General features: G+C 42.3%; 11 protein-coding genes. All 11 read left to right on the top strand.

Annotated elements, in window-relative coordinates:
* Positions 1–100 precede the first annotated feature (100 nt).
* The 11 genes from C9J12_RS12570 (at position 101) to C9J12_RS12515 (ending at position 14,452) form a co-directional block, all read left to right on the top strand.
* Positions 101–565: a YhcH/YjgK/YiaL family protein gene (locus C9J12_RS12570; protein WP_107243033.1), complete on the top strand. Its 465-nt coding sequence runs from the start codon at positions 101–103 to the stop codon at positions 563–565.
* The gene (locus C9J12_RS12565) at positions 562–1,485 is read left to right on the top strand and encodes a dihydrodipicolinate synthase family protein (protein ID WP_107243032.1); all 924 of its coding nucleotides are present in this window, start codon (positions 562–564) and stop codon (positions 1,483–1,485) included. The genes C9J12_RS12570 and C9J12_RS12565 overlap by 4 nt, the downstream gene beginning before the upstream one ends.
* A gap of 52 nt (positions 1,486–1,537) precedes the next feature.
* Positions 1,538–2,242, top strand: a complete 705-nt coding sequence (locus C9J12_RS12560) for an FCD domain-containing protein (protein WP_107243031.1) — start codon at positions 1,538–1,540, stop codon at positions 2,240–2,242.
* Between the two features lie 410 nt (positions 2,243–2,652).
* Positions 2,653–4,674 (top strand): hypothetical protein, encoded by a 2,022-nt coding sequence (locus C9J12_RS12555; RefSeq protein ID WP_107243030.1) that lies wholly within the window; start codon positions 2,653–2,655, stop codon positions 4,672–4,674.
* A 110-nt stretch (positions 4,675–4,784) separates the two neighbouring features.
* Entirely contained in the window at positions 4,785–5,270 is a 486-nt protein-coding gene (locus C9J12_RS12550) for a hypothetical protein (protein WP_107243029.1), read from the top strand.
* A 48-nt stretch (positions 5,271–5,318) separates the two neighbouring features.
* Positions 5,319–6,137 carry an FTR1 family iron permease gene (locus C9J12_RS12545; protein ID WP_107243028.1) on the top strand — a complete coding sequence of 273 codons (819 nt, stop codon included), beginning with the start codon at positions 5,319–5,321 and terminating at the stop codon, positions 6,135–6,137.
* Positions 6,134–7,555 carry an NAD(P)/FAD-dependent oxidoreductase gene (locus C9J12_RS12540; protein ID WP_107243027.1) on the top strand — a complete coding sequence of 474 codons (1,422 nt, stop codon included), beginning with the start codon at positions 6,134–6,136 and terminating at the stop codon, positions 7,553–7,555. The genes C9J12_RS12545 and C9J12_RS12540 overlap by 4 nt, the downstream gene beginning before the upstream one ends.
* A 28-nt stretch (positions 7,556–7,583) precedes the next feature.
* Positions 7,584–8,174 carry a hypothetical protein gene (locus C9J12_RS12535; RefSeq protein WP_107243026.1) on the top strand — a complete coding sequence of 197 codons (591 nt, stop codon included), beginning with the start codon at positions 7,584–7,586 and terminating at the stop codon, positions 8,172–8,174.
* Between the two features lie 3 nt (positions 8,175–8,177).
* The gene (locus C9J12_RS12530; protein ID WP_107243025.1) at positions 8,178–9,623 is read left to right on the top strand and encodes a hypothetical protein; all 1,446 of its coding nucleotides are present in this window, start codon (positions 8,178–8,180) and stop codon (positions 9,621–9,623) included.
* A gap of 40 nt (positions 9,624–9,663) precedes the next feature.
* The gene (locus tag C9J12_RS12525; protein ID WP_107243024.1) at positions 9,664–12,585 is read left to right on the top strand and encodes a cytochrome D1 domain-containing protein; all 2,922 of its coding nucleotides are present in this window, start codon (positions 9,664–9,666) and stop codon (positions 12,583–12,585) included.
* Between the two features lie 334 nt (positions 12,586–12,919).
* On the top strand, positions 12,920–14,452 hold the full coding sequence (locus C9J12_RS12515; protein WP_107243022.1) for a phospholipase D family protein: 1,533 nt from the start codon (positions 12,920–12,922) through the stop codon (positions 14,450–14,452).
* Positions 14,453–14,753 lie beyond the last annotated feature (301 nt).

Genomic DNA, 14,753 nt, shown 5'->3' with positions numbered 1-14,753 from the left:
GTGTGCTTGTGACTGACAATGCACGGTGAACATTAGATAGTAATAAAAAAATAACCTTCCAATATGACAGTGAGGATGGCAGTTAATCTGCTAATACATCATGATTTTAACAACGATTCCTACCATTACAGCCAAAAGCACGCCTTCAGCCCTTGAACGTATTATTCTCGATGTGATGTCACTAGATCCTATGCAGTTTGCAACAGGCATCAATGTGATCGATGGTGAGAATGTTTTCGTTAATCGAATCAGTAGTACGACAAAGCTATTGGATGACGCATTGTCAGAAATTCATGGCCGCTATATCGATGTCCATATTGTGCTAGCAGGGCAAGAGATGTACGCCGCGCCTCTTGCGACCGTAGATGTGGGCAATGTGCTTAATTTTGATGCTGATAATGATGCCGCATTACAATCGGTTATTGCTAATGAACAAGTCTTTACTTTGTATGAGTATCAATGCGTCACCTTTTTTCCTGGTGAATGGCATCGACCGATGCTTTGTGTTGAAACATCTAGCGCCATTGAAAAAATCGTGATCAAAGTGAAGGCAGATTGGTTATGAAGGTGAAAGAAAGCGCAGCAAGCATTAAAGGTAATTGGGCAACGTTATTGTTGCCAATAGAAAATGAAGCCATCAATTATATATTGCTGGCCGAGCAGATTGATTATTTCATCGCAGCGGGTGTGGATGGTATTTATTCCAATGGGACGGCTGGGGAGTTTTATACCCAAACTGAAGAAGAGTTCGAGCGTATCAGTGGGTTGCTCGCGACGAAATGCCGTGTCGTTGGTATGCCGTTTCAAATTGGTGCATCTCATTGCCACCCACAAGATGCGGTTCGGCGTGCGCAATTTGCAGCGACTCTGCAGCCGACTGCTGTCCAAGTGATTTTACCAAATTGGTTTCCGTGTAATACTCAAACTGCATTGATCTTCCTTCGAAAAGTGGAAAGCGTGTGCCAAGACGTGCCAATTATTTTATACAATCCGCCTCATGCTAAAGTGTGTTTAACCGCGGAACAACTTCGCACTATATTTGATGAGATTGATACTGTAGTAGGTTTTAAGCTGCCAAGAATCACTGATGAAATAGTAGCTACAGGATTACCGCAAGTGGCGTCTATTTTTGTTGCTGGTCATTTTCTTGCGACCGATGCGTATGTTGGAGCAAAAGGCGCATACTCAAATGTCTGTTGCTTAGGTCCGAAAGCAACACAAACCTGGACTCAGCAGTGTTTGATGTTAGATCCACAAGCGCTTGAAACCGAACAACGTATACAGCAATTTATGAGTGAAGAAATTGCACCGTTTATACTTGAAGAAGGGTATTGTAATGCGGCTGTCGATAAATTTATGGCTACCATGGGAATATGGAGCGGCATTACACCAACTATGCGATTCCCATTTGAGAGTGTACCTGCGGAACGTTTGGAAAAAGCGCGGCAAGCACAGAAAGCATTGATTCCTGGTTTTTACCAGTAATGTTTTAAGATATTATGCACTTATCACAGCAATGTGCGAATAAGGATTGGTTATGTCAACGCTTGACAATTTAACGCTGAAACCCCTAAAGAAGGTTAAGCTTTCGGATTTTGTGACCGATGAAATTGAAAGATTAATTTTAGATAACACGTTTAAAGAAGGTGATGTTCTACCTTCAGAAAGAGAGCTTATGACTGCGTTTGGCGTGGGGCGTCCGTCTGTTCGTGAAGCCTTGCAAAAACTGTCCCAAAAAGGCTTAGTTGAAATCAATAGTGGCGAAAAGACGCGTGTTACTCGTCCTTGTACTCAAACGATCGTCAGTGGTCTATCAGGTATCGCTATTGGTTTATTGTCTCAAGATAAAGAGAAGATGCAGTTCGAGCATCTTCGACAATTGTTTGAAATATCGGTGGTACGTGAAGCTGCTCGAGTTAGAACAGAAGAAGACGTTGAAAAGCTTTCTGTTGCGTTAGAAAACAACTTAGCGCAAGTAGATAACTATGATCGCTTTATAGAAACAGACATCGCATTCCATCGTACTATTACCGAAATTTTGGGCAATCCTATGGTAACGACTATTTATGAATCCTTAGTACAGTGGCTGATTCGCTCGCGTAATCCAGAAACATTTGCCAAGTTGCATCAAATTAGCTGCGAGCACCATGTCGAAATATTCAAAGCTATTCAGCAAGGAGACCCTGACCTCGCCGAACGTGAAATGCGCCATCACCTCGATAATGTGATGAATAACGCGTAATAGTACTCAAAAAACACCAATATTGTTGTGAAGCATATTGGTGTTTTTCCTATATATATCTACAGGCTTTGTTGCAACGTGAAAGCCATATCACCTTTAAATACCTTACCAAACTCCGCTTAAACACCTACTTACATTTATTTCGATACCAGTTTCATCGAATGTTTCGATTTTTTGTCTTATTTGATTGTTTTTCACTCAAGCCCATGAGTTATATCAATACTTTTTCACTTATGCATGCATGTTCTTAATAATTTGATCTGGATCAAGAATGCAAATAATAATTATTTTCATTACTGGATTTACATTCTGAAACATATAGAATGCGACTTATTCTCGTTTGATGGATATAAAAAACGATTTAGGCATCAAGCTTGCTCAATGAGATGAAAAAATAAAAAGGATAAAACGTGAAGAAATCAATTCTTAGTATCGCTATTACTGCAGCAGTGTTTTCGACAGCAGTGAGTGCTACAGCTCAAGTGAAAGTATTAGATAAAACCCATGAACCAGCAGGTAACTTTTTAGCCTATACCGAGTTTGAGCTTTCGGGTGAACCGTTAGCTGAATCTCTTGGTTTAGATTTGGATGTACTTGATCCAAATATCGCTGATGATCCAACACCTTTTGATTTTGCTGCTGGTATCGAAAGTTATGAATACTCAGAAGAGGCGATGTACGCACTGAATTATCAGTCAACAATGGGCCCGCACTTAGTGAATGGACCTGTTAACCGTGCACGTGGCGGCAAGATGTCAGATCTGGGTAAGCGTGTTATTGAGATGGCAGCTGCTGTAGGTTTCCCTGCAAGTGAAATTCCTCAGAACATGTACCCGATTTCTATTCCATATGTATCTGGTAGCCCTGAATTTGCTCAAAAGCCTGATATAACCACGGTAAATGGTGATGAAGTTGAGATAACCACAGCGAAAGGTAACAGCAAAACAGTACAGACTGTGGTACCGGCTTATTTCCGTGATTATAAATCGTTAGCTTGGAACGAAGCGTCATTTGATAAGTCATTCAGCCCTGCAGCAACTGGCGGCATTCTTTTAAAAGAAGTGATGTGGGCACAAGATTTCTTAGGTGGCATGCACGTAACAACAACTGATGAAGAAGTTGAAGCTGAATCTGCAAAAATGGATTTAGACGGCAAGCATAGCTTGGGTGTTTCTGCTGCCGATGGCTTTAACGGCATGATGCTGACAGAAATCTCTATTGATAAGCTATTGATTATGCAACAGCAGCTTGGGTTTGATGGTGAAAAATTAGGTGTGGCATTCGGTCCTGATTATGATCCTGCGAAGGGACCAATTTGGTTTGCGCACAAAGTTGCGGTTACAGAGGGATCAGATAATGGTGTGAACTCTATTGCAAACTTGAGTGTTACTGATGGCTCATCAACACTGCGTGATACGTGGTCGGCATTGTGGCCTGTTTCTGAGTTCTTCGCATTCAGTGATCAACGTACAGCGAATAGTGCACAAAATCCTGCATTCTTAGCTGTGTTTGATGGTGCCCCTTTTGCTGCATCACCAGCGGTAAACACTGATTCGAATGATAAGAATGATGTAGTTGCGGATGATGCATTCTCATTGGCAAACAACATTTCCAACTTACTCTTCAAGAACATTGCAGCTCTGCATTACAACAAAGAGAAAGGCACCTTAGTTACAGAATACAAAGACGGTAAGCAAGGTAATAAGGTAGATACTTATGACGCTGCATACTCGCTTGTTGCTCTGTCTATTTACCAACGCGCGAAAGATGCTTTACCAGTTGGTTACGCTTCAGCTGATTCTGGCAATGTCGATCTGAAAACAGATGCAGGCAAGCAAGCACTTGCGATGATTAAAGGTCAGGCTGATTTCATTATTAATCAATTAGTTGATAAAGATGGTCTTGTGTTCGATGGCTTGACGTTAGGTAAAGCCAATACACACAGCAAAGATAAATCACTTGATGCACAATTTGCCGCAATCCGTGGTCTTGTAGCCGCTTACCTTGCAACCGATGATGTGAAGTATAAGCAAGCTGCTCGTTCAATTTACCTTGCCGTTGATAAGAACATGTTTGATAAGGGTATCAATACATGGGCAACTGTACCTGGTAAAGCGACAATTCATACGCCTTATACCGAAGCTGCAATTTCAGGTGGTTTACGTGAAGCGATTCTTCACCTAAAAAATGAAGAAGGTGAAAATGAGCCTGCGCTAGAACTAACAGCACTAACGGATCGCTATGTTAGCTGGTTCCGAATTGTTATTAATGGTGGCATGCAAATGGCTGAGTGGATGGGCGATTCTGGTGAAAACCAAGTGAAAGGTAGCCAATCAACTGATACCGATGAAGATGGTGTACCACAAATTATTGCCGCTGGCGGTAAGTTTGGTACAGCAATGACAATGGCTAATAAGGCTAGCGTTGAGTAATCAATAAAGCGTGTTAGTTACCTATTTAGGCAGCGATCATAAATCGCTGCCTTTGTCGTTTTTGTTCATTATCGCGCAATGCTCTGTATTGCAGTGAATGGGTTGTTGTTATGTCGATATCTGTAATGTCAGATCATAAACCTACTATGAGCCGCCTTAGCCAGTGGTGGCAACATTTGGCTTATCACCATAAATGGGCTGAATCGTTACTTTATTTGATGTTTTTTAGTGGATTACTGCTGTGGGATACCATTACCACCAGTTGGCAAGTCGAACGTTGGACATTGTTATTTCACATGCTTGTTGGCGTTACTCTATTTTCGATTGTGGTAGGGGCTTTTTGGGCTGCCCACCGTCGATTAATACAATCCAGCAAAAAGCCATTCCTGCGTCAAACAGGTACTGCGATTGAGTGGTTGCTTATTGCTTGCAGCCTTAGTGGTTTTTACTTGTTTTTCTATGGTACCCCGGGGAATACCTTGGGCGTGATTATTCAAAATGTACACTTTTACTCGTCTTGGTTGTTAGTACCTTTGGTGTTTCGACATGCGATGCGTTGGAGTGTCATGAACGTAAAAAAATACTTAATACGATGAGAGCCGAAAAGGCCGAATTAAAGCACATGTATTTATAGTGAGGAATTCATGTTACCCAGTTTTTTAATTACCCTTCGTGAAGGGTTAGAGGCATTTTTATTAGTAGGTATCGCTTTGTCGTACCTAGCCAAATTAAATGCACGACATTATAACAAGTACATTTATTTAGGGGCATTTATTGGGCTACTGCTTTCTTTAGCTGTTGCTGTTGTGTTCCAGGTTGTTGTTGATCAGTTTAGTAACGAGCTATACCGTAACTATTTGATGGCTGGCATATTGATTTTTGCCACCATCGTATTGACGTATATGGCTATTTGGATGCAACGCCAAGCAAAAAACCAAGTTGCTCAAATGCAAAAAGAACTAACAGATATGGTCAGTACCGGTAATTTATGGGGATTGATTTTATTATCAACGTTAGCAGTATTGCGAGAAGGCTTTGAAACCATTCTATTTTTCTCTGCATTAATGTATTCAAGCATGGGAGAATTCAGTACTCAAGATGCACTTATCGGGGCTATTGCTGGGTTAGTGTGCGCATTGTTATTGGTATGGGTAATGCTAAAAGGTACCCGTAATGTACCGTTACGTTCGTTTTTCCGCTGGACAAGCTTATTCATTATAATTATTGCTGCAGGTCTGTTGTCATCGGCTATCAATATGCTGCAAGCCGCTCATATACTTCCTATTCTTCACGCCCAGCTTTTTGATATTTCGCACATTTTAGATGACCGTGGTGTATTTGGTACTTTCTTACGGGCATTATTCGGTTATAACTCTTCACCTGGTTTACTACAGCTAGCTGTGTGGGGCGGTTACATGTCCACTTTCACCTTTTTCTGGCACCGAGGTTACAAACAAGCATGAGTCATTTAGAAAAAAAGCATATTGCCGTACTCGGTGCAGGGCCAGCTGGTTTAATGGCTGCATGGGAATTAGTGGAAGCTGGGTATCAAGTTACCATTCTTGATCGTGATGATCATGTTGGTGGAATGTGTGCAACCCAGACATTTAAGGGTGAACACGGTGAATATCGTTTTGATTTCGGCGGACACCGTTTCATAACAAAGAATCCTAAATTGCTATCGTTTGTCGATGAGCTTATGGGTGACGATTTACTTTTTGCCCAGCGTAAAAGTGTCATTCGTTACCGTGGACGCATTTACCAGTACCCACTTGCCTTAGTTGATTTAATTAAAAATGCACCGTTACCTTTGTTGGTTGGCGGTGCTATTGATCTGGGCAAACAATTATTCAAACCGAAGCCACAAGACCAATCAAGCGTTAGCTTTGCCCAATGGATAGAAAGTCGCTTTGGTACCACGTTGTATAAAAACTTTTTTGAAGGCTACACCGCGAAACTGTGGGGGATCGATCCGGCGACGTTATCGGGTGATTGGGCATCTCAACGAATCAGTCTAATGGATTTAAAAGACGTTGCTCGCCGTTTATTACCGGGGCGTCGTTCGTCGGTGCGCACATATGCTCGCCAGTATCGTTACCCGAAGCTGGGTTTTGGGCAACTATATACACGCTTAGCGGAAGAGCTAGAAAAAAAAGGGGTTGAGATTGTTCTAAATAGTGATGTTTGTGGCGTAAAGGTGAATTCAGATAATCATATAGAAGCCATTGAATATCAACATGACGGTGAGGTGAAAACGCTGGCGTGTGATCAGGTTATATCGACATTGCCATTGTCGCTTATGTGTAAGTTAACAGGCTTCGACAGTGAGCTCACGTTCAGGTCGTTACGTTTTCTTAATATGCCGATGGAGGTTGAAAATGTCTCTGATAATACATGGCAGTATTTGTCTGATCCGGAAATTTTGGGCACGCGACTACAAGAACCTAAACGTCGTTCATCTTTCATGTCTCCTGAAGGGCGCACTTCCGTCATGATCGAGATCCCATGTGATAAAGGTGATGACGTGTGGAATATGCAGGGTGACCAGCTGCAGCAACGAGTATTGAAGGATCTTGAAACGTTGGGTGTCGACCCTAAGCATGCAACGAAGGAATATTTCACCTCTTATACCGAGCATGCCTACCCATTGATGGACATGACTTATCAAGCTAAACGTGAAAAGGCTATTACTCATTTGTCGCAGTTTGACAATCTGATCATGACTGGTCGTCAGGGCACGTTCCGTTATATCTTCACCGATACAGCAATGGAAATGGGCATGATGGCAGCAGAATCGATTATTGATGGTGTTGACCGACGACGAGAAATTTTCGATTTTCGTAATGAAAAGACCGTGATTGAAGTGCAAAGCGTGGCTTAAAGCCATGCCTTGGTACAAGGAGAAATAGATGAAACTAATCATATCTGCACGTGTATTACGCTTATGCTTCGTTGTTTGTTTAGGGCTGATGACCAGCACCGTAAGTCAGGCGTATTCCTACGCGGCTGCAGGGAAAGAACCTGTTATTGATGGGCGAGAAACCATCATGCAGGCACTGGCTAATAATGATTTCGCGACGGTTAAATCGACTGTTGATGGTTTGAACGACGAATTTACTTATTTACTGAATGAACACAAAGTAGATTTAATGACCCCGATGACACAAGCTTTGGCTGATAAAAATGCAGCTAAGGTGGAGTCGGTGATGGATCGTGCCGTATTTGAAGAGATTGTTCGTCGATTAGATGGAGCAGAAAATAACTTGGCTGATTATCAGGTAGCGAAAGTTCTAGTGGTGAAAAGTAAGTTGTTTCTTGATTTGCTGTTACCCAAGCTTGATGACACCCAACGACAGCAAGCTATGTCGGCAATACAAGGGGTATTGAGCGCGATTGGTAACCCTGGAGTGTTCGGGGTTGGTCAAGCACCCGCTGATCCGGCGGTATTTAAACAGCAACGTGATTTGTTGATAAATGCAATTAACCCATTGAATGAGTGATTGATGTACCACTCCCTATTGGTAAACAGCCGTTTTAATACAACAAGATATAAGCTTTGTTGTTTGCTCGTCATCACGTCGGTATATGTGCTGTGGTGGGGGTGGATACGCAGTTTCCCGATGGCGTTAACCAGTGATGATGCGCTGAATTTTTCTCGGGGTGTTGTACGTTTTTCAGTACTAGAATTTCGACCTCATTTCCCTGGGTATCCAGCGTTTATTGGTTTTGCACGACTCGCCGCTGTTTGGGTTGATACAACCATTGCTCCTATCTGGGTTTCATTATTGTCAGCGATGATGATTCCCGTACTGGTTGCTCGTTTAGTTTTATTGCTTTCCGGTTCATGGACGGCAGCAACGTTTGGTTGTTTGTTGGCGTTGGGGCAACCTTTACTCGCGTCAATTGCGCTCAGTGGGCTGTCGGATTCAGCAGCAATCATGTTGTTTCTAATGGCTTTGATTGCAGCAATGCAGCAGAAAAATGGGTGGGTTGGCTTGTGGTTAGGTTTGATGCTGGCGACGCGTCCTTCTTATATGCCGTTAGCCTTCGCGATGTTACTCGTACCCTATTTGGGTGATCGTACGGGTTCTACAATACGTGCATATTTACAAGCCAGCGTTGTTATTGCTGTGATTGGCGTAAGTTGTTTACTTTTTATTTGGGCGCACGATGGCGCTGCTTATTTCGAAGAGGGTCGGCGTTTTACGTTAGGGCATTTTTCGATTTGGGGTAATACAGCAGAAGGTAACACGAATAGCCTTCATCAATGGTATGTCTCTTTAAACAAGGGTTTTGGTTGGGCTGGTATTGGGTGTGCTGCTTTATCATTGTTTTGTGCAATGTATAGCGGATTGTCATCAAAGTTTGGTTTGCGTGTTAACCATTCAGCATCACACGGAATAAAGCAAAAACTAGCGTTGATTGCAGCTATTGCTGGAATGTATTGGCTTTGGGTAACTGTGGGGCAAAACCCTGATAATTTAAGACACTGGGCACCTGTTCTATTTTTATTTTTAGTTGTCTTTTCGGTTCAATTAGCCTTATTAGCGCACGGTGATACTGCCAATGAATGGTTGATAAACCCAGCGTACATCTGTGCTGTTGGTGCCGTTTTGTATTGTTTTACGCTAGGTTATCAAACGTATTCATCGGTACAGCGGCAAGCACCGATTCAACAAGCGATAGTTTGGATCAAAGCGCACCCACAAGTGAATATTGTGGGTACCAACTACAGTGTAAACCTACTGCGCGATCAGTTGGCAAGCTATTCAATCTACGACATGTATTACCCCAGCAGTAAATGGGCATTACGTGCAGCGGCGAAACAGGCACCTAAAAGTGCTTGGCGATTATCAGGAACGCGCTTAGATCAGCAGACGTTGGTTACGCAGTTCCTCCCAAGATTTATTGGTGAAAGACGTCTTTTTTTATATCAAATTAGTCAGTGACTCAGCTTACTGGCTTGAAGAAATGTGAGTGGATAGGCGAATGATGTTAAGTAGTAAATATAAGCCTGCAAAGCAACTTTTTCTGTTGATGTTAGTACTGTTGAGTCAATCGGTATTTGGCTCTGAGAAAAGCAGTTCAATGTTGTTTAGTCAGAAAAAAACACAAATTATCAGTGCTAATTTTGATGCCGGCAGTGTCAGCATTCTTGACCGAAAAACGGGTGCGCTGGTAAAAGAATCAACCATAGGCCGAGACATTCGGCGCATTGCTTTAACTAATGATGGCAAACTGTTATTAGCGACTGATTATTTAAATGATCAGGTTGTTCTTCTTGATGCTAAAACATTACAAACTAAACAAGTAACAGCTGTACCTTCCCGTCCTTTTGGGGTGGTATTTGATGCATTGAACCAGCAATTTTATGTAACCAGTTTTGAACACGATAAGCTGCTAGTCATTAATCGACAGGGAGAGATCACGCAAACGCTCGAGACGGCATCAACACCTCGTGGCCTTGCTTTGACAGATGATGGGCGCCTTTTGGTAACACATTCACTTTCTGGTCAGGTTTCTATTTATGATGTAACCAAGAAACAGCCTAAACTGAGTAAAACGATTCAATTGGTGGATAGTGAAGCTGATTCGGTTAAAACAAACCCTCAGGGCAAACCTCGTTTACTCGATAACATTGTAATTTCTCCTGACGGCACTCAGGCTTGGCTACCCCATGTCTTGTGGTCGTTCGGGCATGATTTTCAGTTTCAGTCGACAGTCTTCCCAACTATTTCTCTTTTAGACCTGACGGTTGGCGATGAACATGAAATCATTGATGAGCGTAAGCAGTTATTTAAGCAAATTAATATAATAGAAAGTGGCAATCGGGTACGAATTGTCTCTAACCCGCATGATGGTGCCTTTACCGATGATGGTAAAAAGGTCATTTTCACCCTTGCTGGCTCAGAAGACCTGATGGTGTTTGATTTATCGCGCCAAGGTAAGAAGAACAAAAAACGCCACCGTCGTAAGAAGTTTCAAGGTGGGGTTAAAGCGACTCAAATATACCGTAATGTTCCCGGCAATAACCCAAGAGGTCTATTGATTAATGGACGAGAGCTTTATGTACAAAATGCGATGTCATTAGACATTGCTAAGTTTGATACTGGGGCTGTGGGTCCATTTGCCAAGGTTAAATTAACGCAAGCCAATTTTGCTGAATTGGTGAAAGCAGATCCACTACCAAAGCAGCTTCGTGAAGGTAAAACTTTATTTAACAGTGCCAATATGGCAGATTCTCCGAACTTCCCAATGGCGGGAGACTTTTGGATGAGCTGTAATTCCTGTCACTTGGATGGTTTTAATTTTACCAACCGCCAGTTAATGGAAGATGGTAAAAAAGATCGATTTAGCAATGCGTTGACGGGTCACGTCGATGTCAGAAAGATGATTGCTGGCGATGTAATTGGCGCGTATATCGACATAATTCAGAAGACACAAGGCGGAATGGGCGGTGATCCAAGAGAGGATGCTCTACCTCTTATCAGTGTAGAAAGCCCGCCACTTGAAGCGGCAAAAATGATGTCTGCATTAAATGAATATGTTCGAGCCCCTGAAAATTTACCTTATCTTTCAACATGGCTTCGACTTGATGATAAAAAGCGTTATACACACCCTGACGAATGGGTTAATTCGGCAGAGTGTGCTGATTGCCATACTACCATTTATGATCAGTGGGCAGATTCAAACCATGGTATGAACATGGATCATCCGTACTATCGATTCCAAGAAGATGTTGCTGCACAAAGTGAAGGGGAAGAGTTTCGGGTACTTTGCCGAGGTTGCCATGCGCCACAAATGGTGATCAATAACGATACGAAAGCGTTGTCAGGTTTTGGCGATATGTACAGTAAAGGTGGGCAAGATTTAAAAGAAGCATTTGCACATGGAAAATCTGTGAGTGAACGTGGAACAGGGTGTGTTTTCTGTCATCGGGTAACCAAAGCTGAAAATGCAGGCGGTAACACAGATATGACCGTTAATATTAAAGACCGCGAGAGTTATGTCTTTGAAGATGCAAAAAATAGCATGCTGAAATGGTTGTCTGAAAAACAGATTAACGCACTCCCTGCTAAGCATAAAGCATCGTATTCAAATCCAGAGTTGTACCAGAGTTCGTTATATTGCGCGACATGCCATAATGAATTTACAACAGGTCAGGGGGCAAATGTTAACGATAACTTCGGTGAGTGGCTAGCTTCACCTTTTAATGCACCCGATGACCCGAAGAAAAATAAGACCTGTGTCGATTGTCATATGACTCAAGATGTGACTGATTTTGATAATCGTGTTGGTGGTCAATCGACAAATGATGGACCCGTCAAATCGAACTTACGTTCACATCACCTAGTAGGAGGGAACTATTACTTCACTGGGATGCGCAATCCAGAACACAAGAAAATGAGTATCGACATACTTAAAACGGCATTGACCCTTTCAGTAGACAAAGATGGCAATCAATTTGTCGCTAACGTAACAAATGTTAATTCTGGGCATGACATGCCGGGTGGGGCAAGGCGACAGGTTTGGCTGGAAGTTATCGCGACTGATGTAAATGGCAAAATTGTATATACCAGTGGTGTGATGAAAGATGGCTATATACCGAAAGATGCGCGTAAATTCATTAAAGTCGGTGTCGATAAAGACGGCAAGCCTGTCGGTTTACGTTTTTGGCGCTATGTGAAAATTGGTAAAGATACGAGAATTAAATCGGGTGAAACGCGTAGCGAACGCTTTGAATTACCTCAAGATCTGCAATATCCCATTACAGTGTCAACGCGTGTTCTTTATCAAGTCTTTGCAAAGGGGCTTACAGAGAAGGTGCGTAACGCATATCCAGATGAAAATATTCCTGATCCAGAAGTGATCGAGTTGGAAAAAGTTGTGCAAACGTATAATCAAAACTGATCCACTAGGGTTGATATGAGCGGTTGAGCAAATGTTTCAACGTGAAAAAGCCGAGTACATTCAATGTACTCGGCTTTTTTATTAACGTCGAAAAAGTTATAGTCGATTTTAAAATTTTGAATGACTCGACCAAATCGAACAGCGTACGGCCATGAGTGGACTTTCATTTCCAGCAAGTTTTTGCCCCATTATGTTTCAATGTAAGCGGGGGAAGGAAGCCAGTTTGGTATACTATTCCTTATAGATAAGTATCTATCAATTTTAGGCATCCCCCGAAATAATTAGCAGATAGAACCAGAATTGGTTATTCAAAGTTAAAAAGGAAGTTTAATAAATGTCAGTGTTCCAACGTATTAATATAACGATGTTTTTAGTCGCTATTCTCACTGGCTGCGCATCACTACCCGAAGAGGTTAATCATTCTAATGAGCCTGTAGTCACGCCATTAACGAGTACATTGTCCGAATTGAGTGACATTTATCAACTTCAACAGCCAACACAAGAAACGAGTGCGGTTCTGCTGCAAGATACAGGCTGGGACGCATTGGCTCAGCGGTTGGCGTTAATCGAAACCGCCGAACACAGCATTGATATTCAATATTACATATGGAATTCAGATGCTTCGGGTCACTACCTAGCAAACCGTTTAATAGCGGCTGCTGATCGTGGGGTTAAAGTCCGTGTAATGCTGGATGATATCAACCTTAATGAACGAGAATATCTGCTAGTAGCCCTTGATTCTCATCCTCAAATCGAGATCCGTATATTCAATCCGATCCCAACTCGCCGTGGGGTCGTAAAGTGGTTAAATTTCTTGGGTGACTTTTCTCGTCTAAACCGCCGCATGCACAATAAATCATTTACCGTTGATGGTGCTTTTTCCATTGTTGGTGGGCGTAATATCGGTGATGAATATTTTGACCTTTCTGATGAAATCAATTTTCGTGACCGTGATGTACTAGTAATGGGATCGGTGATTACCGATATCCAAGCTAGCTTTGGAGAATACTGGGACAGCCGTTGGTCTTACCCTGTCGATTTACTGGGAGGTGAAGTCGCACCATATAAGCCAGTGTTAGATGCGATTGCCGCGCCTAGTTACAAGAATTATCCCGCCTTGCCAGAAGGAAATAAAACAGCAAATCGATTCTTAAAAGAGTTGATGGGTGAGATGACTTGGGTTCAAGCTCGCTTTGTTTCTGACCGACCAGTACCTGTCGATGAAGATAACACCAGTGAACCGAAGGCGACTGCCAGAGTATTGGCTGAATTGGCTAGTGAATCTGACCAAGAAATATTATTGGAATCTGCATATCTCATATTTGATGATCGTCAATTAGAAGAGTTGCAGGAATTGACCAACAACGGAGTTCAGATAAAAGCATTGACCAATTCAATGGCTTCTAATGACTTAACGACTAACCACTCTGGCTACGCCGGTCGACGTCAGGACATGCTTGAGCACGGCATAAAGTTGTTTGAGTTGAAACCAGAGGCGAATCTGTGTGAAGAATCTACTCGAGACTTATCCAAATGCGCACCGACAATCGCATATGGTCTTCATGCTAAGTCTGCTGTTTTTGATAGACGTGTGGCTAGCATCGGCTCTTTTAATTTCAACTTACGTTCAACCTATCTCAATACTGAGTCTATTCTAGTCATTGAAAATCAAAGTGTTGCTGAAAGTCTTGCTGATGATATAGAGCAGGCGATGAACGAAGACAATAGCTGGCGTCTGAAGTTACAAGAAGGCGAAGTCCGTTGGTATTCCGGTCAAAAAAGCTGGGAAAGCGAGCCAGAGACTGGCCGATGGGAGCGATTTCAATCACGTTTCTTACAGTTATTGCCAATAGAGAAGTACTTGTGAAGTAAGCTATACAGCTAACTCGCTAAGCTTAATTACATGCAGAGCAATGATGAAAACTATTTAAGCATCTTAGGTAATAATGAGCCGTTTGAAGATTTATCGAATTTTTGGTAGCTATGACCAAATTATATAATTTACTTCTTCCCCATGGTGATGTCGTAACTTATATTTGCCCGTGCGACCTGAAGTCGTATGAAGCGTTGTTCACCACGACAAGAGTGAACCATCTGTATCACCAGATGACCCTAGGATCCTGAATAAAGTAGCGGATCTGACAATGTAACGAAACTCGGCCATTAGG

Origin of the sequence: Photobacterium frigidiphilum, assembly GCF_003025615.1 — a bacterium.
Classification (GTDB): Bacteria; Pseudomonadota; Gammaproteobacteria; order Enterobacterales; family Vibrionaceae; genus Photobacterium; species Photobacterium frigidiphilum.
The sequence above is the reverse complement of the archived record's forward strand: the minus strand, read 5'-3'. Positions and strand labels throughout refer to the sequence as shown.